The sequence below is a fragment of the Rhodovulum sp. HP10 genome (assembly GCF_047553435.1).
GTDB lineage: Bacteria > Pseudomonadota > Alphaproteobacteria > Rhodobacterales > Rhodobacteraceae > Rhodovulum.
Genome location: NZ_CP180201.1, coordinates 3,729,197 through 3,748,801 on the forward strand (window position 1 = coordinate 3,729,197; position 19,605 = coordinate 3,748,801).

Annotated in this window: 18 protein-coding genes; 12 read left to right on the forward strand and 6 right to left on the reverse strand. The window is 68.4% G+C overall.

All coding sequences use genetic code 11. The features are described from left to right. Positions 1-471: 471 nt before the first annotated feature. Positions 472-1,791: an aspartate aminotransferase family protein gene (locus ACK8CO_RS17490; protein ID WP_414897463.1), complete on the reverse strand. Its 1,320-nt coding sequence runs from the start codon at positions 1,789-1,791 to the stop codon at positions 472-474. 207 nt (positions 1,792-1,998) lie between these two features. Here ACK8CO_RS17490 and ACK8CO_RS17495 point away from each other — a divergent pair, with 207 nt between their 5' ends. From ACK8CO_RS17495 to ACK8CO_RS17510, 4 genes are all read left to right on the forward strand, one after another. After that, positions 1,999-2,871 (forward strand): MurR/RpiR family transcriptional regulator, encoded by an 873-nt coding sequence (locus tag ACK8CO_RS17495; protein WP_080616672.1) that lies wholly within the window; start codon positions 1,999-2,001, stop codon positions 2,869-2,871. A gap of 76 nt (positions 2,872-2,947) precedes the next feature. Beyond that, entirely contained in the window at positions 2,948-3,919 is a 972-nt protein-coding gene (locus tag ACK8CO_RS17500) for a TAXI family TRAP transporter solute-binding subunit (RefSeq protein ID WP_080616671.1), read from the forward strand. A gap of 128 nt (positions 3,920-4,047) precedes the next feature. Further along, a complete protein-coding gene (locus ACK8CO_RS17505; protein ID WP_414897464.1) occupies positions 4,048-6,657 on the forward strand; it encodes a TRAP transporter permease in 2,610 nt (869 codons plus the stop codon). Next, entirely contained in the window at positions 6,654-7,094 is a 441-nt protein-coding gene (locus tag ACK8CO_RS17510; protein ID WP_080616669.1) for a universal stress protein, read from the forward strand. Before ACK8CO_RS17505 ends, ACK8CO_RS17510 begins: the two co-directional genes overlap by 4 nt. Before the next feature lie 120 nt (positions 7,095-7,214). Here the strand turns inward: ACK8CO_RS17510 and metG are convergent, their stop codons facing one another. Both metG and ACK8CO_RS17520 read right to left on the reverse strand, forming a co-directional pair. Beyond that, entirely contained in the window at positions 7,215-8,933 is a 1,719-nt protein-coding gene (gene metG, locus ACK8CO_RS17515; RefSeq protein ID WP_080616668.1) for a methionine--tRNA ligase, read from the reverse strand. 96 nt (positions 8,934-9,029) lie between these two features. Beyond that, complete coding sequence (locus tag ACK8CO_RS17520; protein WP_414897465.1) at positions 9,030-9,785, reverse strand: SDR family NAD(P)-dependent oxidoreductase; 756 nt, start codon at positions 9,783-9,785, stop codon at positions 9,030-9,032. 553 nt (positions 9,786-10,338) lie between these two features. On the opposite strand from ACK8CO_RS17520, the gene ACK8CO_RS17525 reads away from it, so the two are divergent. Further along, the gene (locus ACK8CO_RS17525) at positions 10,339-11,382 is read left to right on the forward strand and encodes an aldo/keto reductase (protein ID WP_080616666.1); all 1,044 of its coding nucleotides are present in this window, start codon (positions 10,339-10,341) and stop codon (positions 11,380-11,382) included. Between the two features lie 206 nt (positions 11,383-11,588). Continuing rightward, positions 11,589-13,040, forward strand: a complete 1,452-nt coding sequence (locus ACK8CO_RS17530; protein ID WP_414897466.1) for a 3-hydroxyacyl-CoA dehydrogenase NAD-binding domain-containing protein — start codon at positions 11,589-11,591, stop codon at positions 13,038-13,040. 78 nt (positions 13,041-13,118) lie between these two features. Here ACK8CO_RS17530 and ACK8CO_RS17535 read toward each other — a convergent pair whose 3' ends face one another. Beyond that, a complete protein-coding gene (locus ACK8CO_RS17535; protein ID WP_414897467.1) occupies positions 13,119-13,829 on the reverse strand; it encodes an NUDIX hydrolase in 711 nt (236 codons plus the stop codon). Then, positions 13,787-14,167 carry a DUF983 domain-containing protein gene (locus tag ACK8CO_RS17540; RefSeq protein WP_080616663.1) on the reverse strand — a complete coding sequence of 127 codons (381 nt, stop codon included), beginning with the start codon at positions 14,165-14,167 and terminating at the stop codon, positions 13,787-13,789. The genes ACK8CO_RS17535 and ACK8CO_RS17540 overlap by 43 nt, the downstream gene beginning before the upstream one ends. A 363-nt stretch (positions 14,168-14,530) precedes the next feature. On the opposite strand from ACK8CO_RS17540, the gene ACK8CO_RS17545 reads away from it, so the two are divergent. The 4 genes from ACK8CO_RS17545 to ACK8CO_RS17560 all read left to right on the forward strand — a co-directional run bounded on the left by ACK8CO_RS17545 (position 14,531) and on the right by ACK8CO_RS17560 (position 16,882). Next, positions 14,531-15,334 carry an EF-hand domain-containing protein gene (locus ACK8CO_RS17545; RefSeq protein WP_414897468.1) on the forward strand — a complete coding sequence of 268 codons (804 nt, stop codon included), beginning with the start codon at positions 14,531-14,533 and terminating at the stop codon, positions 15,332-15,334. Positions 15,335-15,415: 81 nt separating this feature from the next. Beyond that, complete coding sequence (locus tag ACK8CO_RS17550; protein ID WP_080616661.1) at positions 15,416-16,000, forward strand: RNA polymerase sigma factor; 585 nt, start codon at positions 15,416-15,418, stop codon at positions 15,998-16,000. A 7-nt stretch (positions 16,001-16,007) separates the two neighbouring features. Then, positions 16,008-16,358 (forward strand): hypothetical protein, encoded by a 351-nt coding sequence (locus ACK8CO_RS17555; protein ID WP_080616660.1) that lies wholly within the window; start codon positions 16,008-16,010, stop codon positions 16,356-16,358. A 2-nt stretch (positions 16,359-16,360) separates the two neighbouring features. Next, complete coding sequence (locus ACK8CO_RS17560; RefSeq protein WP_414897469.1) at positions 16,361-16,882, forward strand: periplasmic heavy metal sensor; 522 nt, start codon at positions 16,361-16,363, stop codon at positions 16,880-16,882. A 118-nt stretch (positions 16,883-17,000) separates the two neighbouring features. Here ACK8CO_RS17560 and ACK8CO_RS17565 read toward each other — a convergent pair whose 3' ends face one another. Then, the gene (locus ACK8CO_RS17565) at positions 17,001-18,437 is read right to left on the reverse strand and encodes a diguanylate cyclase (RefSeq protein WP_414897470.1); all 1,437 of its coding nucleotides are present in this window, start codon (positions 18,435-18,437) and stop codon (positions 17,001-17,003) included. Between the two features lie 76 nt (positions 18,438-18,513). Between ACK8CO_RS17565 and ACK8CO_RS17570 the strand changes: the two genes are divergently transcribed. Further along, entirely contained in the window at positions 18,514-18,789 is a 276-nt protein-coding gene (locus ACK8CO_RS17570; RefSeq protein ID WP_080616657.1) for a DUF3572 domain-containing protein, read from the forward strand. 91 nt (positions 18,790-18,880) lie between these two features. Continuing rightward, positions 18,881-19,591, forward strand: a complete 711-nt coding sequence (locus tag ACK8CO_RS17575) for an HAD family hydrolase (RefSeq protein WP_080616656.1) — start codon at positions 18,881-18,883, stop codon at positions 19,589-19,591. Positions 19,592-19,605 lie beyond the last annotated feature (14 nt).

Consider the following 19,605-nt stretch of genomic DNA (forward strand, 5'->3'; position numbering starts at 1 on the left):
GGATCGCATCGCAGCGCCGGGCGCCGTCCGGGCAGAGGGCGGATCGGTTCGCGGCCGGGCCGGAGCCCGGCGGCGCCCTTGCCATCGCCCCGTTCCTGGGCTCGGGAGCCGAGCGCATATCCGTCGCGCGGCGGCCTGTCCGGATCGCTGCCCGCCAAAAGGGGGCGGCAGGGGGGATCGGCACGGCCACCATCGCCGAAATGCCGGGCAGCGCCGCCTTGGCTCATCGGCTCTCTCCGCGTGTCGATCAGACGGGTAAGCTCTGTCCCGATCCCGTCTCCGGTCCCTGTGACCGTCAACTCATCGAAACTTGTCGGGCCGGGCATCGGACGGAATTCCTCTCAGGGGGGGCGGCCCAAGCCGTCGCTCCCGGGCGGCCGCGCCGCCCGGTTCTTGTTTGCTGCATCGGTGAAGATCAGAATGCGCCGAAGTTCAAGCGCGTCTTCGGGGTAGGGGGGCAGGCGCGGCGGCTCACCGCAGGGCTGCGAGCACAAATTGCAACTTTTCCGTGATTTCAGAGACATGGCTATCGTCTATGATGAAGGGCGGGGCCAGAAGAATGTGGTCTCCCCGCCGCCCGTCAAGGGTGCCGCCCATCGGATAGCAGATCAGCCCGGCCTCGAAGGCGGCGGCCTTCAGCTGGGCATGCAGCTTGCGCCCGGGGTCGAAGGGACGCCGGGTGGCGCGGTCCTCGACCAGTTCTATGCCGCGGAACAGGCCGCGACCGCGGATGTCGCCGACATGGGGATGATCGCCAAGGGTCGCGCGCAGGGCCGCGTCGAGCTTGTCGCCCATGACCCGTGCCCGGTCGACCAGCCCGTCCGCGGTCAGCCGGGTGACGACCGCCAGCGCGGCGGCAGCGGCGGTGGGATGGCCCATATAGGTATGGCCGTGCTGGAAGAAGCCGCTGCCCGCCGCGATGGTGTCATGGATGCGGGCGGTGCAGAGCATCGCGCCCACCGGCTGATAGCCAGCGCCCAGCCCCTTGGCGATGGCGGTGATGTCAGGGGCGACGCCATCCGCCTCGCAGGCGAACAGCGTGCCGGTCCGGCCCATGCCGCACATCACCTCGTCAAGGATCAGCAGCACACCGTGGCGGTCGCAGATCTCGCGGATGCGGCGGAAATAGCCCGGCACCGCAGGCACCGCGCCCAGCGTCGCGCCGACCACCGGTTCGGCGACGAAGGCCATCACCGTCTCGGGGCCGAGCCGCTCTATCTCGGTCTCCAACTCGTCGGCCACGCGCCGGCCATAGGCCGCCTCGCTCTCGCCCTCGGCCCGCCCGCGATAGGCATAGCAGGGCGCGATATGCGAGGTCTCGATCAGAAGCGGCGCGAAGGGGGTGCGGCGCCACATGTTGCCGCCGGTCGCCAGCGCCCCCAGCGTGTTGCCATGATAGCTCTGGCGCCGCGCGATCACCCGGTGCCGCCCGGGCTGGCCGCTTTCCAGCATGTATTGCCGGGCGAGCTTCAGCGCCGCCTCCATCGCCTCGGACCCGCCCGAGACCAGCCAGACCCGCGCGATGCCCTCGGGTGCATGGGCCACCAGCAGATCGGCCAGCCGCTCGGCGGGCTCGGAAGTGAAAAAGCCGGTATGGGCGAAGGCGACCCGGTCGAGCTGGGCCTTGATCGCCTCTGTCACCGCCCGGTCGGAATGCCCGAGGCAGGAGACCGCGGCGCCGCCCGAGGCGTCGAGATAGCGCTTGCCGGTCGTGTCGAAGAGATAGACGCCCTCGCCGCGGTCGATCACGGGAAGTGCGGCGCGGGAGTTGCGGGGAAAGATATGAGACATGGAACAGCCCTGGCAGACGAGTCGCAACGGGCGACAGACGAAGCGGAACTGCAACAGACGTTTCAGGAATTGACAATCTGTAAAACGGCTGAGACCCTTATGTCTCATCGAATCCGGGAGGCGTCCGGTGCCGGGCCCGGATCAGGGTCTGATCAGGACCCGATCATGACCGGGGCAGGGGACGGGACGCCAGGATCAAGGGGGGCAATGTCGGACCAGCCATCGATCGAGGACAGGATCGCGTCGGGTTATGACGCGCTCAGCGCCAGGCTGCGCGATGCGGCCGACTATGTCGCGGCGCATCCGGTCGATGTGGCCAGCCGCTCGTTGCGCTCGGTCTCGGCCTCTTCGGGCCTCTCGCCCGCGACCTTCTCGCGGCTGGCCCGGGCGCTGGGATTTGCCAGTTACGAGGAGATGCGCGAGCTGTCGCGACGCGCGGTCGGCCAGCGCTATGTCAGCCTGTCGGAAAAGGTCCGCCGGTTGCAGGCAGAGGCCGGGCAGGGCGAACAACCGCCTTTCCTGCTGCGCCATTCCGGGGCCTGCATGGCCAATCTCGAGGCCGCGACCCGGCTGGTCGATCCGGACCGGCTGGAAGCGGCGGTCGAGCGGCTGCACCGGGCGCGGCATGTGACGCTGTTCGGGGCGCTGGGCTCGACCGGCATCGTCGAATACATGGCCTATCTCGGCAGTTACTTCGCCCCCAACTGGTCGATCGCGGCGGGGATGGGGACCTCGCTGGCCTCGTCGCTGGCCGATCTCGGCCCAAAGGATGCGCTGGTTGTCCTGACCAAGCCGCCGCATGCCCGCCGCGCCGTCCTTGCCGCCGAGATGGGGCAGGAGCGCGGCGCCTTCGTCATGGTGGTGACCGACACCCATGCCTGCCCGGCGCTGAAATCGGCCGATGCGGGCTTCATCCTACCCTCCGACAGTCCGCAATTCTTCTCGTCCTATGCCGCAAGCCTTGTCTTTCTGGAAACCGTCATCGGCATGCTCGCGGCGCGGGCAGGGCCTGCGGCCAAGGCCCGGATCGAGAAGATCGAAACCCGCAACCACCGGCTCGGGGAGTTCTGGGTCGGCTGAGCCCGGCCCCAGCCCGTGCCGACAATCATCGTGCCGGCAATCATAACAAGACCGAACAACAACCGAGGAGTGTTCAATGACCTTTCCATTCAAACCCCTAGCCGCCGCGGCGGTGCTGACGGCCATGGCCGCCCCTGCGGCCCATGCCGAGGACTTCATCACCATCGGCACCGGCGGCGTGACCGGCGTCTATTACCCGACCGGGGGCGCGATCTGCCGTCTGGTCAACAAGGGCCGGAAGGATCATGGCATCCGCTGCTCGGTCGAATCCACCGGCGGCTCGGTCTATAACCTCAAGACCATCCGCGCGGGCGAGCTGGAATTCGGCGTCGTCCAGTCGGACTTTCAGTATCACTCCTATCATGGCAGCTCGCCCAGCTTCGAGGGCGACGGCCCGTTCGAGGGGCTGCGCGCGGTCTTCTCGCTGCATCCCGAGCCCTTCACCGTCGTCGCCCGCGCCGATTCCGGCATCCGCGAGCTTGACGATCTCAAGGGCAAGCGGGTGAATATCGGCAATCCCGGTTCGGGCCAGCGCGGCAACATGGAAGTGGTGATGGCCGCCAAGGGCTGGACCATGGATGATTTCGCCCTCGCCTCCGAGCTCAAGCCCGCCGAGCAGTCGGCCGCGCTCTGCGACAACCAGATCGATGCGATGATCTATACCGTGGGCCATCCCTCGGGCGCGATCCAGGAGGCGACCACCGCCTGCGACTCGGTCCTCGTCAACATCCGGGGCCCCGAGATCGACAAGCTGGTCGAGGAAAACTCCTATTACCGCAAGGCGATCATTCCGGGCGGCATGTATCGCGGCAATGACGAGGATACCGAGACCTTCGGCGTCGGCGCCACGCTGGTCAGCTCTGACGCGGTCTCGGAAGAGGCGGTCTATCAGCTGGTGAAGGCGGTCTTCGACAATCTGGACGACTTCAAGGCGCTTCACCCGGCATTTGCCAATCTCAAGGCCGAAGAAATGATCAAGGACGGCCTGTCGGTGCCGCTGCATGACGGTGCGGCGCGCTATTATCGCGAAAAAGGCTGGATCGACTAAGCCCAGCGTACATTATGGCAAAAGAAGGACGGGCGCCGCTGTGGCGCCCGTCCGCTCCAGGGGCGCGGCGACAGCGTCCGGATAATGACGGCCGCGTCACGCGCGCGGTCCAGCCGGGAGACAGAGCGATGGCCGACAAGGCAGCCGGGGGGCGCGCCCTCAGCGAGGAAGAACTGCAGGATCTCGTGGCCGCCTCGGATGCGGGCGCGCGCAGCCCGGCGGGGGCGGTGGGGCTGTTCCTGGCCGGGGTCGCGCTGTTGTGGTCGGTGTTTCAGGTGGTGCTGGCCTCGCCGCTTTCCAATCTCATCCTGCCCGGCGACATCGTGAACAATTCGCGCCAGATCCATTTGGCCTTCGCGATCTTCCTGGCCTTCTGCGCCTATCCCGCCTTCCGCACGAGCCCGCGCCGCAAGGTCCCGTTGCAGGACTGGGCCTTCGCGGTGCTGGGCGCGCTGATCGCGCTTTACGGCTACATCGTCTATGACAAGATCGTGCAGTCGGGCGGGCTGGCCGACGATACCGACAAATGGGTGGCGCTGGTCGGGCTTCTGCTTCTGTTCGAGGCGGCGCGCCGGGCGCTGGGCCCGGCCATGGCGATCATCGCCTCTATCTTTCTGGTCTATGTCTTCTTCGGCGCGGCGCCCTGGGTGCCCGAGGTGATCCGCTGGAAGGGCGCGAGCCTGCAAAAGGCCATGAGCCATATGTGGACCACCTCCGAAGGCGTCTTCGGCATCGCGCTGGGCGTGTCGACCAAGTTCGTCTTCCTCTTCGTGCTGTTCGGCGCGCTGCTCGAGAAGGCGGGGGCAGGCAACTACTTCATCAAGATGGCCTTCGGCGCGCTTGGGCATCTTCGGGGCGGCCCGGCCAAGGCCGCGGTGGTGGGCTCGGCCGCGACCGGGCTGATCTCGGGCTCGTCGATCGCCAATGTGGTGACCACGGGCACCTTCACCATCCCGCTGATGAAACGGGTCGGCTTCACCTCGGAACAGGCGGGCTCGGTCGAGGTCGCAAGCTCGGTCAACGGCCAGATCATGCCGCCGGTGATGGGTGCCGCGGCCTTCCTGATGGTCGAATATGTGGGGATTTCCTATGTCGAGGTCATCACCCATGCCTTCCTGCCGGCGCTGATCTCCTACATCGCGCTGGTCTATATCGTCCATCTCGAGGCGGTGAAGCGCAACATGCCGACCCTCGGCCATGGCGTGACCTCGCTCGGGCGCACCGTCGGCGGCATGTTCGCCTTCTTCGCGGGCTTCGCGCTCCTGTGCTATGGCGTGCAATATCCGGTCGGCTGGATCGTCGCGGCCCTGCCCGAGGGCGCGGGCTGGGTGCTGGCGGTGCTGGTCTTCGCGGCCTATCTGGCGCTGCTGGCGCTGGCTGCGACCGTGCCCGATCTCGAACCCGACGATCCCAATGCTGCGCAGGTGAAACTGCCCGTCATTTCCGAGATCTACAAGTCGGGCCTCTACTTCCTGCTGCCCATCGTCGTGCTCGTCTATTTCCTGATGATCGAGCAGAAATCGCCGGGCCTCTCGGCCTTCTGGGCGACCGCGCTGCTGTTCGTCATCCTGATCACCCAGCGCCCGCTCAAGGCGCTGTTCCGGGGTGGCAGCGGGCTTCTGGCCTCGACCCGCGAGGGCGGGCTCGATCTCGTCTCGGGGCTGATCGCGGGCGCGCGCAACATGATCGGCATCGGGCTTGCCACCGCCACCGCAGGCGTCATCGTCGGCACCGTCACCCTGACCGGCATCGGGCAGGTGATGGCCGATCTCGTCGAATTCGTCTCGGGCGGCAACCTCGTCCTGATGCTGATCTTCGTCGGCCTCCTGTCGCTGATCCTGGGCATGGGCCTGCCCACCACCGCCAATTACATCGTCGTCAGCTCTCTGATGGCGGGGGTCGTGGTCCATCTCGGCGCCCAGTCGGGCCTGATCGTGCCGCTGATCGCGGTGCATCTCTTCGTCTTCTATTTCGGCATCATGGCCGATGTGACGCCCCCCGTGGGGCTGGCCTCCTTCGCGGCCGCCGCAGTGTCGGGAGGCGACGCGATCCGGACCGGCTTCATCGCCTTCTTCTATTCGCTGCGCACCGTGGCGCTGCCTTTCGTCTTCATCTTCAACACCGACCTGCTGCTGATCGACGTGACCTGGGCCCAGGGCATCCTCGTCTTCATCGTCTCGACCGTGGCGATCCTCGTCTTCACCGCGGGCACCATGGGCTGGTTCGTCACCCGCAGCCGGATCTATGAAAGCGTCGCGCTGATCGCGATCTCCTTCCTGCTGTTCCGGCCCGATTTCGTGATGGACCGGCTGCAGCCGCCCTTCGCCAATCTGCCGCCCGCCCGCTTCGAACAGGCACTCGCCGCGGCCGAGCCGGGCGATACGCTCCGGCTGCGGGTCGCGGGCCCCGACTTCGTCACGCTCGAGCCCAAGGAGACCACGCTCGTCGTCACCGTCGGCGACGAGCAGGGCGGCCCGGCCCGGATGGCCGCGACCGGGCTTCTGCCCGACGAGATCGACGGGCAGGTCGTGCTGGAGGAGCCGATGTTCGGCACCCCCTTCGCCGAGACATTGCAGGGCTTCGATTTCTACGGTGACATCCCGGTGACGCTGACCGCGCTGCGGGTGCCGCAGCATCAATGGCCGCAGGAGCTTGTCTTCCTGCCCGCGCTCGCGCTACTGGGCGGCGTGTTCTGGTTGCAACGGTCCCGCGCCCGACGGGAAGGAGTGCCCGCATGATCCGTGCCATTCTCTGCGCCATCGATGTCAGCCAGCCCGAACATGACCGCGAGGTCCTGACCGTCGCCGCCCGGCTGGCGGCGATGGATGGCGCCCGGCTCGACGTCATCACCGTGCTGCCCGATTTCGGCATGAGCGTCGTCGGACAGTTCTTCGACAGCAGCTACCATGACAAGGCGCTGTCCCGCGCCCGGCGCCTGCTGAACGATTTCGTCAGCGAGGTGATCGGGGCCGAGGCCAATGCCGCCGTCCGCCATATCGTCCTGACCGGCAAGGCCTATGAAGAGATCCTGCATGCCGCCCGCGAGGCGGGCAGCGATCTGATCGTGGTCGGCGCCCACAAGCCCGAGCTGAGCGACTATCTGCTCGGCCCCAACGCCGCTCGCGTGGTCCGCCATTCGGACTGCTCGGTCTACGTGGTCCGGCCCTCGTCCTGACACCTGCCCTCGTCCTGACTCCTTCCGGCGACCGGACATGAAAAGGGGCCCGCGCGGCCCCTTCTTCTTCTTGGCTCAAATACCCGTCTTGCGACGGCTGCCACAGGCGGCCGGCCGGGCTCAGCTCCGCTGGCCGGCAAAGCGCGCCTGCCAGTCCTCGCGCTCCTCGTCCAGGATCTTGCGAAACAGCATCTCGGGCGTGGTGAAGGCCTGGCCCGGCGCCAGCCGCTCCATCGCATGGGTCATCTGCGTGGGCCAGGTATCGTCCTCGGTGCCCATCGCCTCCATCATCGCCTTCGCGGCATCGGGAATGAAGGGCGCCGACAGCACCGCGTAAAGCCGGATCAGGTTCAGCGAGAAGCGGATGATCGCGGCGGCCTTGTCCGGGTCTTCCTTGTAGACCGACCAGGGCGCCGCCTCCTGCAGATATTCATTGCCCGCGACCCAGATCGCGCGCAGCTCGGCCGCGGCCTTGCGGATCTCCATCGCCTCCATATGCGCGTCATAGGCGCGGATGCGGATATAGAGATCGTCGTTCAGCTCCTGCTCGCGGTCGCCATAAGCGCCGCCCTCGGGCACCGCCTCGCCGAATTTCGAGCGGCAGAACTTGGTCACGCGGCTGACGAAATTGCCCAGCACATCGGCCAGGTCCTTGTTCACAGAGGCCTGGAAATTCTCCCAAGTGAACTCGCTGTCCGAATTCTCGGGGGCGTGCGACAAGAGCCACCAGCGCCAGTAATCGGCGGGAAGGATCGACAGCGCCTGATCCATGAACACGCCCCGGCCCTGGCTGGTCGAGAACTGGCCGCCATCGTAATTCAGGTAGTTGAAGGATTTGATGTAATCCACCAGCTTCCAGGGATCGCCCGAGCCCATGATCGTCGCCGGGAAGCTCAGCGTATGGAAGGGCACGTTGTCCTTGCCCATGAACTGGACATAGCGCACGTCTTCCGCGCCCTCGTCGAGCCGCCACCAGCGCCGCCAGTCGGCCTCGGGGCGGCCGTTCTTCTCGGCCCATTCGGCCGAGGCCGCGATATATTCGATCGGCGCGTCGAACCAGACATAGAAGACCTTGCCCTCCATGCCGGGCCAGTCCGCCTCGCCCTTCTTCACCGGAATGCCCCAGTTCAGATCGCGGGTGATGCCCCGGTCCTGCAGCCCGTCGCCATCGTTCAGCCATTTCTTGGCGATCGAGGTGGTCAGCACCGGCCAGTCGGTCTTGTCGTCGATCCAGGCTTCGAGCTTGTCGCGCATCTGCGACTGGCGCAGATACAGGTGCTTGGTCTCGCGCACTTCCAGATCGGTCGAGCCCGAGATCGCCGAGCGCGGCGCGATCAGGTCGGTCGGGTCGAGCTGCTTGGTGCAGTTCTCGCACTGATCGCCGCGGGCCTTCTCGTAGCCGCAATTGGGGCAGGTGCCCTCGATATAGCGGTCGGGCAGGAAGCGGCCATCGGCATTGGAATAGACCTGACGCTCGCTGACTTCCTCGATCAGGCCGTTCTCGGCCAGCCGGCCCGCGAAATACTGCGTCAGCCTGTGGTTCTGCGGGCTCGACGAGCGGCCGAAATGGTCGAAGGACAGCCGGAAGCCTCGGGCCAGCTCGGCCTGCACCTCATGCATCTCGGCGCAATACTCCGCCACCGGCTTGCCGGCCTTGGCCGCGGCCAGCTCGGCGGGGGTGCCATGCTCGTCGGTGGCGCAGAGGAACATGACCTCATGGCCGCGGGCGCGGCAGTAGCGGGCATAGAGGTCGGCCGGAAGCTGGCTTCCGACGAGGTTGCCCAGATGCTTGATCCCGTTGATATAGGGGATCGCCGAGGTGATCAGGATGCGTGCCATCTGCCGTTGCCTTCTTGCCGGATCTTGAGGCCCGTTTATCCTGCCATGCGCCCGAGGGCCAGAGCCTCGTGGGGCTCTGGCGCGGCCTTTGGGGCGCTATTGCGCGGTATATCCGCCATCGGCGAGATGATAGCTGCCGGTGATGAAGCTTGCGCGGTCCGACAGAAGGAAGGCCACCAGCCCCGAGATCTCGTCCGACCGGCCCATCCGCCCGACCGGATGGAGCGCCGTCACCCGCGCCTGGGTTTCGGCGTCGAGCCCGGTCTCGATCATCGGCGTCCTGACGAAGGCGGGGCCGACGGCGTTGATGCGGATGCCGCGCTCGGCATAGGCCAGGGCCGCCGATTTCGTCAGCCCCAGCAGCGCGTGCTTGGCCGCCACATAGGCGGGTGCCGTGGCCATGCCGACGCTGCCGAGGATCGAACTCATGTTCACCACCGCCCCGCCGCCCGAGGCCTCGATCGCCGGCAGGCCGAAGCGCAGGCCGTAGAAGACGCCGTTGAGGTTGATGTCGATGACCTCGCGCCAGCCGTCCAGCGGATAGGCACCGGCATCGGCCGAAGGCCCCGAGATCCCGGCATTGTTGACCAGCAGGTTCAGCCCGCCGGTGGTTTCGACCGTGCGCGCGACCAGCGCCTCGACGGCGCCCGGATCGGACACGTCGCAGGGCATGGCATAGGCCTTGCCGCCCGCCGCGGCGATATCCTCGACCACGGGGGTCAGCTTCGAGGCCGTGCGCGCGGCCAGGCAGACCGTGGCCCCCGAGGCGGCGAGTTCATGCGCGATGGCAGCTCCGATCCCGGTGCTTGCACCGGTGATCAGCGCGGTTTGGCCGTCGAAGCGGATATCCATTTGTTTTTCTCCGGTTGTGGCTCGGTCCTCACCTCAGATCGGGGGCGGTGAGGGGCCTTGCAAGCGGGGGTGCCTTTGGGTCGCAGCCGCGGCTTTGCCCGGGCCGGACAGGGCCGCCGGGCCGTGCCGGGACTGCCCTGATCGGGTGCCTCGACATTACGTCTTGTTGTTTAGATGTTCTCTATATGTTTTTCCCGCCTCCCCGGGTGGACGATCTGCTAGACTTCGCCCGTGTAAGGAGGCCGGTATCCGGAAGGGGACCGGCCTCGCGTTTCCGGGCCCCGCGTTTTCTGGCCCCGTGTTTTCTGGCTTCGCGTTTCCGGTCAGGGCGGTTGGTTGTCGAGGTCGCCGTCGCGTTTTGTCGTCCCGCGCCGTCGCCTCGTTTCGGCGCACCGACTGGTGCTCCGACTGGCGCCCCGACTGGGGATCCGCCTGGCGGGGCCGACATGCGGGGCGAGCAGATGGGCGAACCGGAATGGGCGAGAACAAATCCGCCTTGCACCGGCCCATCCTCGGGATACCTTTTCGTGCGGACTGCAATGAGGGATAGAACATGAGGAAAGTTTCGCTGGGTCGTACCGGGCTGGAAGTGTCCTGCCTGTGTCTGGGGACGATGACCTGGGGCAGCCAGAACGACCAGGATGAGGCACATGCCCAGATCGACCTTGCCTGTGAACGGGGCGTGCAGTTCATGGACACGGCCGAGATGTATCCGGTGGCGCCGGTCCTCGCGGAAACCGTCGGCCGCACTGAACGGATCATCGGCAACTGGTTCCGGGATACCGGCCGCCGCAAGGACTGGATCGTCGCCACCAAGATGACCGGCGAGGGCATGAAGACGGTGCGCGAGGGCGAGCCGGTCTGCCGCGACTCCCTGCTCAGGGCGGTCGAGGGCTCGCTCCGGCGGTTGCGTACCGATTATATCGACCTCTACCAGCTGCACTGGCCGAACCGCGGATCCTACCATTTCCGCAAGAACTGGCGCTACGACCCCTCGCATCAGGACCGCGCCGCGACGCTGGCCAATATGGAAGAGGTGCTCGAAACGCTCGACGAACTGGTCAAGGCGGGCAAGATCCGCCATTTCGGGCTGTCGAACGAAACCGCCTGGGGCATGGCGCAATGGCTGCGCCTGGCCGACGAAAAGGGTCTGCCGCGGGCCCGGACGCTTCAGAACGAATATTCGCTGCTCTGCCGGCTTTATGACACCGACCTGGCCGAGCTCGGCGTGAACGAGAACCTGCCGCTGTTGGCCTACAGCCCGCTTGCCACCGGCCTTCTCAGCGGAAAATATGCGGGCGATGTCACGCCCGACGGCTCGCGCCGGTCGCGCAGCCCCGATCTTGGCGGACGGATCACGCCCCGGGTCTGGGAGGCGGTGTCGGGCTATCTGGCGATCGCCAAGGCGCATGGGCTCGACCCGGTGCAGATGGCGATTGCCTTCGTCGCCAGCCGTCCCTTCCCGGTGATCCCGATCATCGGCGCGACCTCGACCGCGCAGCTCGAGACCGCCCTGGGCGCGGCCGATCTGACCCTGTCGCCCGAAATCCAGGCCGAGATCGCAGCGATGCACAAGGCCTATCCGATGCCGTTCTGAGGGCTGCCGCGGCCGGATCGGCCGGGACAGCGGGGCCAATTCGTTGCATCTCTGGCACGCCCGGCATCCATCGCGCGAACGATCCGGCCCGGCCCTTGCCCCGATGGGGACGGAGGACATTATGGGCGCTGTGACTTGGGGGAAAGCATGTGCCTTCGGACGAATAGCGGGACAGGTCGCGGCCGGGCATCGGCCGCCGGGGCGGCGTGACCGGCACGGTTGCCATTCTCGGCGCCGGGGTTGCCGGTGCGGGCTGGGCTGCGCGCTTTGCCCTGATGGGCTGGTCTGTGCGCGTGTTCGACCCCGATCCGGCGGCCGTCGCGCGCGTGGCGACGGTGCTCGGCAATGCCCGCCGCGCGCTGCCCGGCCTGTCGGAGCGGCCCCTGCCCGCCGAGGGCGAGGTGGTCCATGTCGCCACCATCTCGCAGGCGGTATCGGGCGCGGGCTGGATCCAGGAAAGCGTGCCCGAACGGCTGGATCTCAAGCGCACGCTTTACCAGAAGGTGCAGGAACATGCCGCCGATGAGGCGATCATCGCCTCCTCGACGGCGGGCTTTACCCCGACCGCGCTTTACGGGCAGGGTGCGCGGCGCTGCCAGATCGTCGTGGCGCATCCGTTCAACCCGGTCTATCTGCTGCCGCTGGTCGAGCTGGTCCTGGCCGAGGACGCGCCCGGCTGGGCGCGCGAGCGGGCCGATCTGGTGCTGCGCGGCATCGGCATGATGCCGCTGCCGGTCCGGCGCGAGATCGACGGCCATATCGCCGACCGGCTGATGGAGGCGGTCTGGCGCGAGGCGCTCTGGCTCGTGCATGACGGGGTCGCCACCACCGCCGAGATCGACGAGGCGGTGCGGATGGGGGTCGGGCTCAACTGGGCGCAGATGGGGCCGTTCGAATCCGCGCTGCTGGCCGGAGGTGTCGCCGGGGTCGACAAGGTGGTGTCGCGGATCGGGCCGGGTCTCGATCTGCCGCGCACCCATCTGACCGAGATGCCCGAGGCGACCGAGGCGCTGGCGCGGACCGTGGCCGAACAGGCCGGGGCGCAGGCCGGCGGGCGGCCGCTCGAAGAGCTGGAACAGGTCCGCGACAGGAACCTCGTCGCGGTGCTCCGGGCGCTGAAATGGGCGGGCTGGGGGGCGGGCGCGCATCTGCGCGGCTTTGACGCCGGGCTCGGGGAGGGCGAGGCGGACATCGCCGGGCCGATCCGCAGCGTGGCCCGAACCGTGCCGCTGGACTGGATCGACCATAACGGCCACATGACCGAGGCGCGCTATATGCAGGTCTTCTCGGATGCGACCGACCGGGTGGTCGAGCTGATGGGCTGCGACGCGGCCTATGTGGCGGGCGGGGCGGGGTTTTTTACCGTCGAGTCGCATATCCGCCATCTCGCCGAGGCAAAGCCCGGCGCGGCGCTCAGGGTCGAGAGCCTGTGCCTGGGCGCGGAAGGCCGCAAGCTCCATCTGTTCCACCGGCTGTTCGCCGAGGGGCGCGAGATCGCGACCGCAGAGGCATTGCTGGTGCATGTGAGCCTCGAGACCCGTCAGGCCTCCGAGCCCGGGCCGGAGGTTGCCCGCCGGATGGCCGAGATTGCGCGCGCCCATGCCGCGCTGCCCCGTCCCGCCGGGATCGGCCGCTCGGTCGGTCAGGCGCCGCTCTGATCCCCGGCCCGGCCCGCCCGATCCGCCCGATCCGCGCGCGGTCCGGGCCTCGGGGCGACAGGCTTGCAGGGCGTTTGGTCAGGCGAGACGCTGGAATTTCGAGATCTGGTCGCGATTGTCGAAAAACGGCACGCTTGCGGGGGGCAGCCCGCCCCGGATCAGCTGCGTGACCTCGGCCAGGACCACTTCGGTGATGAAGGGCAGATCGAACCGGCGCACCTCGGCCAGCGGGATCCACTGAAGCTGGCTCAGCTCGTCCTCGGCGCCCGAGAAATCGTCGGGGTCACTGGCCAGTGCCTCGGCCTCGACCAGGAAGAAGCGTGCATCGAAGCGGCGCGGCCGCCCCGGCGGGGTGATGGCGCGAAAGATGAAGTGAAAGCCCTCGGGCGAGGGCAGATGCCCGGTGGCGGCAAAGCCGCGCCAGCCCTTCGGGGCGGGGCCGGGCCATGTGCCGGGACGCCCGAGGATCAGCCCGGTTTCCTCCCAGAGCTCGCGGACCGCCGCGGCGGCCAGCGCGCCGGCCATGGCCGGCGCGGCCTCGGCCTGAAGCCGCGCGGCGCAGGCGGCGGCCAGCGGACAGGCCAGGGGCACCGTGGCATCGACCGGATCGACGGCGCCGCCCGGAAAGACCATCTTGTTGGGCATGAAGGCCGCGCTTGCCCCGCGCTGCCCCATCAGCACGCGCGGGCTCGTCGCGGCATCGCGCAGCACGATCACCGTTGCCGCATCGCGGATCGGTGGGGTCTCTATTCCGCCGGTTGGCCGAAGCCGTGCATCCGTTTGGCCCATTGCAATGCCACCATCACCCCTTTCAGTCTCGGCAGAAGGTAGAGCGCCAGGGCGACGCAGCCAATCGAAAAGACCGAGGTCAGCACCAGAGGGTCGGGGCGGAAGGCGGCGATGCTGCCCGCGACCAGCGGCGCGCTCAGCAAGCCGACGATCAGCACCGTCAGATAGGCCGGGCCGTCATCGGAATGGTGGTGGTGGAGCTCTTCCATGCAGACGGGGCAGTGTTCGCGTACCGCGAGATAGCCCGACAGCATCGGGCCGGCTCCGCAATTCGGGCAACGTTTGCACCAGCCGCGCAACACGGCCGCGCCAACGGGTCTGGCGTGAGATCCGATCATGTCACCTGTCCGTGTGTCCCATCGCATGCCGCGTCCTCGGCCTGCCCGATCAAGCTAGTCACGCTCTGAACGGTTAAGAATGGGACCGTCTGTCCTTGCGGCGGGATGTCGCGGCCCCGGGCCGGCTTGGCACTGGCGCGCAGAGCCGTGCCGCCTGGGGCAAGGTCGCCCCGAAGAAAGCCCGGGGAAAGCCCGGGAAAATACCGTCGCGCGACAGCCCCGGGGGCCAAGCTGAAGCGGGCCGCGCGAGAGAAAATCGCGCGGAATGGGCCGGGGGCGACGGAAACCCGCAGGGGTTCCGTAACAGCTTCTGAAGGCGGACGACGCGGGGTCGTCCGGCAGAGAGAACCGAAGGAGACCGAGATGGCACGGAATGCAACGAAGATGTCGCGCGCGGCACTTGCGATCGGGGCGGCGGCGATTCTGTCGCTGACGGCGCCGGCAATGGCCCAGCAGGGGCCCGGGGCGGCCGCAGGGCCGGGTGCGGGGCCGGTTGCCGGGCCGGGCGGTGCCCGTCAGGGCATGCTTTTCGACCGGATGGACGCAGATGGCGACGGCGCGATCTCGCCCGAGGAATTCACCGCCCGGGCCCGGGCCCGTTTCGCCGATCTCGATACCGATGGTGACGGCCTGCTCTCGCCCGAGGAGGCAGAGAAACTCGGCCCGGCCGGCCGGGGCCGCGGCAAGGGGGACTGGAGGCAAAGAGGGCAGGGCTGCGGCATGCAGCCGGGCATGCAGCGCGGTGGCGGCATGCCGGGCGGCTGCGGCATGGGCCAGGGCATGATGGGCCACGGCATGATGGGACAGGGCAGGGGCGGCGCCTGCGGTCATCCCGGCGGCATGGGGCCGCGGGGCGCGATGGGCGGCGGATACGGGATGTTCGGCGGGCTCGATGGGGCCGGACCGATGGGCTATGGCGGCTTCGGCGATCCCTCGCTCAGCCCCGAGGACCGCGCCGAGCGCGCCCGGAGGCTGGTCGAGATGATGGATGCCGATGGCGACGGCAAGCTCAGCGCCGAGGAGCTGGCCCAGCGGCCGGGGCCCGCGATGATGTTCAACCGCATCGATGCCGATGGCGATGGCAGCCTGTCGAAGGAGGAATTCGAGGCCGGAATCCGGGCCTTCCGCGGCATGATGCGACAGCAGGATCCGACCGCGCAGCCTTGAGGCGCGGGATGGCGGGCATCGTCCTGACGGGGCGCTGCCCGCTTGCCGGGCCCGGGGCGACGGGGTAGGCCGAAAAGCAGGATGGACATGCCTTTCGATGCCGGAGACGGAGAGACCGACGAGGCGCTGCTTCTGGCCTGTGGCCAGGGCGATGCGCGTGCCGTGCGGTTGCTCACGCTCAGGATGACGCCCCGGATCCTGTCCTATGCCCGCCGCCTCCTGCGCGACGGGGCCGAGGCCGAGGACGTGGCCCAGGAGGCGATGCTGCGGCTCTGGCGGATCGCGCCCGACTGGCGCCCGGGCGAGGCACGGGTGACGACCTGGCTCTACCGCGTCGTCACCAACCTTTGTACCGACCGGCTGCGTCGTCGGCGGGCCAGGGCGCTCGACGAGGTGCCCGAGCCGCCCGATGACAGCCCGGGCGCCGAGGCGCGGCTGCAGCAGGCGGCGCGGGTCGCGGCGCTTGAGGCGGCACTGGCGCTTCTGCCCGAGCGGCAGCGGCAGGCGGTGATCCTGCGGCATATCGAGGGGCTCTCGAACCCCGAGATCGCCGCGATTCTCGAGATCGGCGTCGAGGCGGTCGAAAGTCTGACCGCCCGGGGCAAGCGGGCGCTGGGCCGGATACTGGCAGGGCAGCGCGAGGCATTGGGGTTCGACGATGACTGAACCGAGGATGAAAGACGAGACGCTTGAGGCTCTGTTCGAGGCGGCGCGGCAGGACCGGGCCGAGCCCTCGGCGGCGCTGATGGCGCGGATCATGGAAGACGCGATGGTGACGGCCGCCGCCGCGAGGACGGCACCGCGGCGACAGCCCACGCGGCGACGGAGCATTCTGGCGCTTCTGGTGACGGCCATCGGCGGCTGGCCGGCCCTTGCCGGGGTTGCGACAGCGGGCGTCTTCGGGCTCTGGATCGGGTATGCCGGGCCTGGCGATGTCGGCAGGCTCAGCACCGAGATTCTCGGATCGGCCTATGGGCCGGGCGATCTGATGCCCAGCCTCGACACCTTTCTGACGGAGGGATAAGCATGTCCGACCCCGAAGCGACCGCCCCGCCCCGGCGAGGCCGCAACCGGCTCTCTCTGGCCCTGGGGCTCAGCCTTGCGGTCAATGTGCTGCTGCTGGGCCTGATCGGCGGCGCGTTTCTAAGCCACAGGCCCGGTGGCGGTCTGTCCGACGCCGTAACGATGAGGGCGCTCGGCCCCTATGGGCGTGCGCTTTCCGATAGCGACCGGGCGGAGATCCGCAAGGCGCTGCGGGCCGAGGCGCCGCGGGTCCGCGAAGAGCGGCGCGAGGTGCGGCAGGGCTTTCGCGACATGCTGACCGCGCTGCGGGGCGACACTTTCGATGCCGAGCGGATCGCGACGGTTCTCGACCGTCAGGGGGCCCGGGTGCAGACCCATGCGGGGATGGTACGGCAACTCATGCTCGACCGCCTGTCGGCGATGTCGCCCGAGGAGCGTTCGGCCTTTGCCGACCGGCTCGAACGGGTGCTGCGCCACGGCCCGCCCGGCCGCGACCGTTGCCCGGTTCCGCCCCAAGGCCGCTGATCTCATCCCGCGATCCGCGCGCGCGGCCTGAACAGCCTGAACAGGTGCGGGCGGGTTTTCCCGGTCCCGGCCGTCCGCGATGTCTTTCACGGTCTTTCGCGCAGGTGCGCAGGTGCTCTCAAGCCGCGCTGCGCGACATCTCGACGGTGTTTCGGCCCGAGGCCTTGGCGCCGTAAAGCGCGCGGTCGGCATGCTCCATAATCTCGCGCACCTCTGTCTCGAGATCGCCCTGGCCGGTGACGAAGGCGCAGCCATCGCCGATCGTCACGCCCACGCTGATCGTCACCGGGATCTCGCCGGCGCCGCCGGGCAGGGCCATCGGCAGGCGCTCGATCGCCTGGCGCAGACGCTCGGCGGTGCTGCGGGCGCGCTCGGCATCGGTTTCGGGCAGCGCCACCATGAATTCCTCGCCGCCGATCCGTGCGATCAGATCGACCGCGCGCAGATTTTCCTTGAGCCGCCGCGCCACCTCGACCAGAACGGCATCGCCCGAGGCATGGCCGTAATGGTCGTTGACCAGCTTGAAGCGGTCTATGTCGAGGATCATCAGCGCGAAGCTTCGCCCGGTCTCGGCCGCGCGTTCGGCGATCCTGGCGACATGGGGCAGGGCGTAGCGGCGGTTGAAGAGCCCCGTCAGCGGATCGGTCACCGCGAGGCGCAGGCCGTCCTCCAGCGTTGCCCGCAGCCGGTCCGACTGCGCCTTGCGTCGGATCTGCATCTTGATCCGGAGCGCCAGTTCCTGCGCATCCATGGGGTCGGCGATCAGATCATTGGCGCCCAGATCGAGCGCCATCGCCGCCGTTTCGCCCGCCGCCTCGGGCACCACGATCAGGATCGCGGCATCGCGCGAGCCGGGATGGGCGCGCAGCTCGCTGACCATCCGCAGGCCTGCCCCGTCGGGCGTCAGGTCGGCGTCGATCACATAGGCATCGGGCGGCACCGTGCCCGGTTGCGGATTCAGGGCCTCGGCCCGGCTCAGCACCGTCAGGCTGTCCGAGAGCAGCGGCACCAGCGCGGCGCGCCAGGCGCGCGCCCGGCGCGGATCGCTGGCGATCAGCGCGATCAGACCGGGCGGGGCGAAGTCCGGGGCCGCCTCGGCGAAGCCCAGCACCTGATGGGTGCCGTTGCGAAGCGCGAGTTCCTCGGCGGTTTCCCGCGCCCGCAGCAGGCTGCGCACCCGCGCCAGCAGGATCGTCTCATCGAGCGGTTTCGACAGGAACTCGTCGGCCCCGGCCTCCAGCGCGCGCATCTTGGTTTCGGGCGCCCGGCCCGCCGTGACCACGATCAGCGGGATCGAGGAGGTCTCGCGATCGGCCTTGAGCCGCCGGCAGAGGTCGGTTCCCTCGATGTCGGGCAGGCACATGTCCAGCAGGATCAGGTCCGGGTGTTCGGCGCGCGCGACTTCGAGAGCCGTCCGGCCGTCGCTGGCCTGGAGGACCTGGTAATGGGCGTTGCGAAGACGAACCTTCATCACGATCCGGTTTGTCGCAACGTCATCCACGATCAATATTCGGCGAGACATCGGCTCTCCACAGGAAATGCGTTTGGGAACCATTTACCCTGTTTTTCGGGTTCATTTTTGAGACGTATTCGTTAACAAACCCTTTAACGTTTTGTCGGGGTGTCAATGGATGCAGGATTTCGCCGAAACTGTGGCGCTTGAGGCGCTGGCCTGGCTGGTCGGCGATGACGAGCTGTTGCCGGTTTTCCTGGGCGCGACGGGGGCCAGTGCGACAGATTTGCGCGAGCGGGCGTCGGAACCGGACTTTCTTGCGTCGGTTCTGGACTTCCTTCTGCTTGACGATGCCTGGGTGCTGCGCTTCTGCGCGGCCGTCGGTCGGCCCGGCGAGGCGGTGCTGGCGGCGCGGGCGGGATTGCCCGGAGGCGCCGATCCGCACTGGACCTGATTGCCGGGTATTTTCGTTGCTTTTCGATCCGCGGGGGCTTGCAGCCGAGTGCCGCGCACCCCAGAACGGGCCGGGACAGACAGGAACCGGCATGACCAGGATCTCGGCAATCCTTTTCGACAAGGATGGAACGCTTTTCGACTTTCAGCGCAGCTGGGCCGGCTGGGCGCTCGAGTTGCTGAACGAGCTCGCACAGGGCAGCCCGGCCCGCCGCGCGGCGCTGGCGCGCGCGCTGGGCTTCGATCTTTGCGCCGGTCGCTTCCGTCCGGACAGCCCGGTGGTCGCGGGCACCACCGATGATGTCGTGCGGCGGCTGCTGCCGCATCTGCCGGGATGGCAGCCCGAAGAACTGGCGCGGCATCTGACCGAGGCCTCCCTCGCCGCGCGCATGGTCCCCGCCGTCGCGCTCGGGCCGCTTCTCGAGCGGCTTGCCGCGCGGGGGCTCGCGCTCGGGGTCGCGACCAATGACGCCGAGGCGCCCGCGCTTGCCCAGCTCGAGGCGGCAGGCGTGCGCGGCGCCTTCGATTTCGTCGCGGGATTCGACAGCGGCCATGGTGCCAAGCCGGAACCGGGGCAGGTATTGGCCTTCGCCGCCGCGACCGGCCGCAGCCCGGACGAGGTGCTGATGGTGGGCGACAGCCGGTTCGATCTGGCCGCGGGCCGGGCCGCGGGGGCGGCGACCGCGGCCGTTCTGACCGGCACCGCCCGGGCCGAGGATCTGTCCGACCTCGCGGGAGTCGTGCTGCCCGATGTCGGCGCGCTGCCGGAGTATCTCGACGGGATCGGGGCCGAACGCGGCTGACCGCCGAGAGGCGC

Coding starts and splice junctions, on each gene's coding strand:
- ACK8CO_RS17505 (WP_414897464.1), top strand. CDS start 4,048: ATGGCCGACAAGGCAGCCGGGGGGCGCGCCCTCAGCGAGGAAGAACTG.
- ACK8CO_RS17570 (WP_080616657.1), top strand. CDS start 18,514: ATGCAGGATTTCGCCGAAACTGTGGCGCTTGAGGCGCTGGCCTGGCTG.
- ACK8CO_RS17490 (WP_414897463.1), bottom strand. CDS start 1,791: ATGTCTCATATCTTTCCCCGCAACTCCCGCGCCGCACTTCCCGTGATC.
- ACK8CO_RS17520 (WP_414897465.1), bottom strand. CDS start 9,785: ATGGATATCCGCTTCGACGGCCAAACCGCGCTGATCACCGGTGCAAGC.
- ACK8CO_RS17560 (WP_414897469.1), top strand. CDS start 16,361: ATGTCCGACCCCGAAGCGACCGCCCCGCCCCGGCGAGGCCGCAACCGG.
- ACK8CO_RS17500 (WP_080616671.1), top strand. CDS start 2,948: ATGACCTTTCCATTCAAACCCCTAGCCGCCGCGGCGGTGCTGACGGCC.
- ACK8CO_RS17565 (WP_414897470.1), bottom strand. CDS start 18,437: ATGGTTCCCAAACGCATTTCCTGTGGAGAGCCGATGTCTCGCCGAATA.
- ACK8CO_RS17575 (WP_080616656.1), top strand. CDS start 18,881: ATGACCAGGATCTCGGCAATCCTTTTCGACAAGGATGGAACGCTTTTC.
- ACK8CO_RS17535 (WP_414897467.1), bottom strand. CDS start 13,829: ATGGGCCAAACGGATGCACGGCTTCGGCCAACCGGCGGAATAGAGACC.
- ACK8CO_RS17545 (WP_414897468.1), top strand. CDS start 14,531: ATGGCACGGAATGCAACGAAGATGTCGCGCGCGGCACTTGCGATCGGG.
- ACK8CO_RS17540 (WP_080616663.1), bottom strand. CDS start 14,167: ATGATCGGATCTCACGCCAGACCCGTTGGCGCGGCCGTGTTGCGCGGC.
- ACK8CO_RS17510 (WP_080616669.1), top strand. CDS start 6,654: ATGATCCGTGCCATTCTCTGCGCCATCGATGTCAGCCAGCCCGAACAT.
- ACK8CO_RS17495 (WP_080616672.1), top strand. CDS start 1,999: ATGTCGGACCAGCCATCGATCGAGGACAGGATCGCGTCGGGTTATGAC.
- metG (WP_080616668.1), bottom strand. CDS start 8,933: ATGGCACGCATCCTGATCACCTCGGCGATCCCCTATATCAACGGGATC.
- ACK8CO_RS17555 (WP_080616660.1), top strand. CDS start 16,008: ATGAAAGACGAGACGCTTGAGGCTCTGTTCGAGGCGGCGCGGCAGGAC.
- ACK8CO_RS17550 (WP_080616661.1), top strand. CDS start 15,416: ATGGACATGCCTTTCGATGCCGGAGACGGAGAGACCGACGAGGCGCTG.
- ACK8CO_RS17525 (WP_080616666.1), top strand. CDS start 10,339: ATGAGGAAAGTTTCGCTGGGTCGTACCGGGCTGGAAGTGTCCTGCCTG.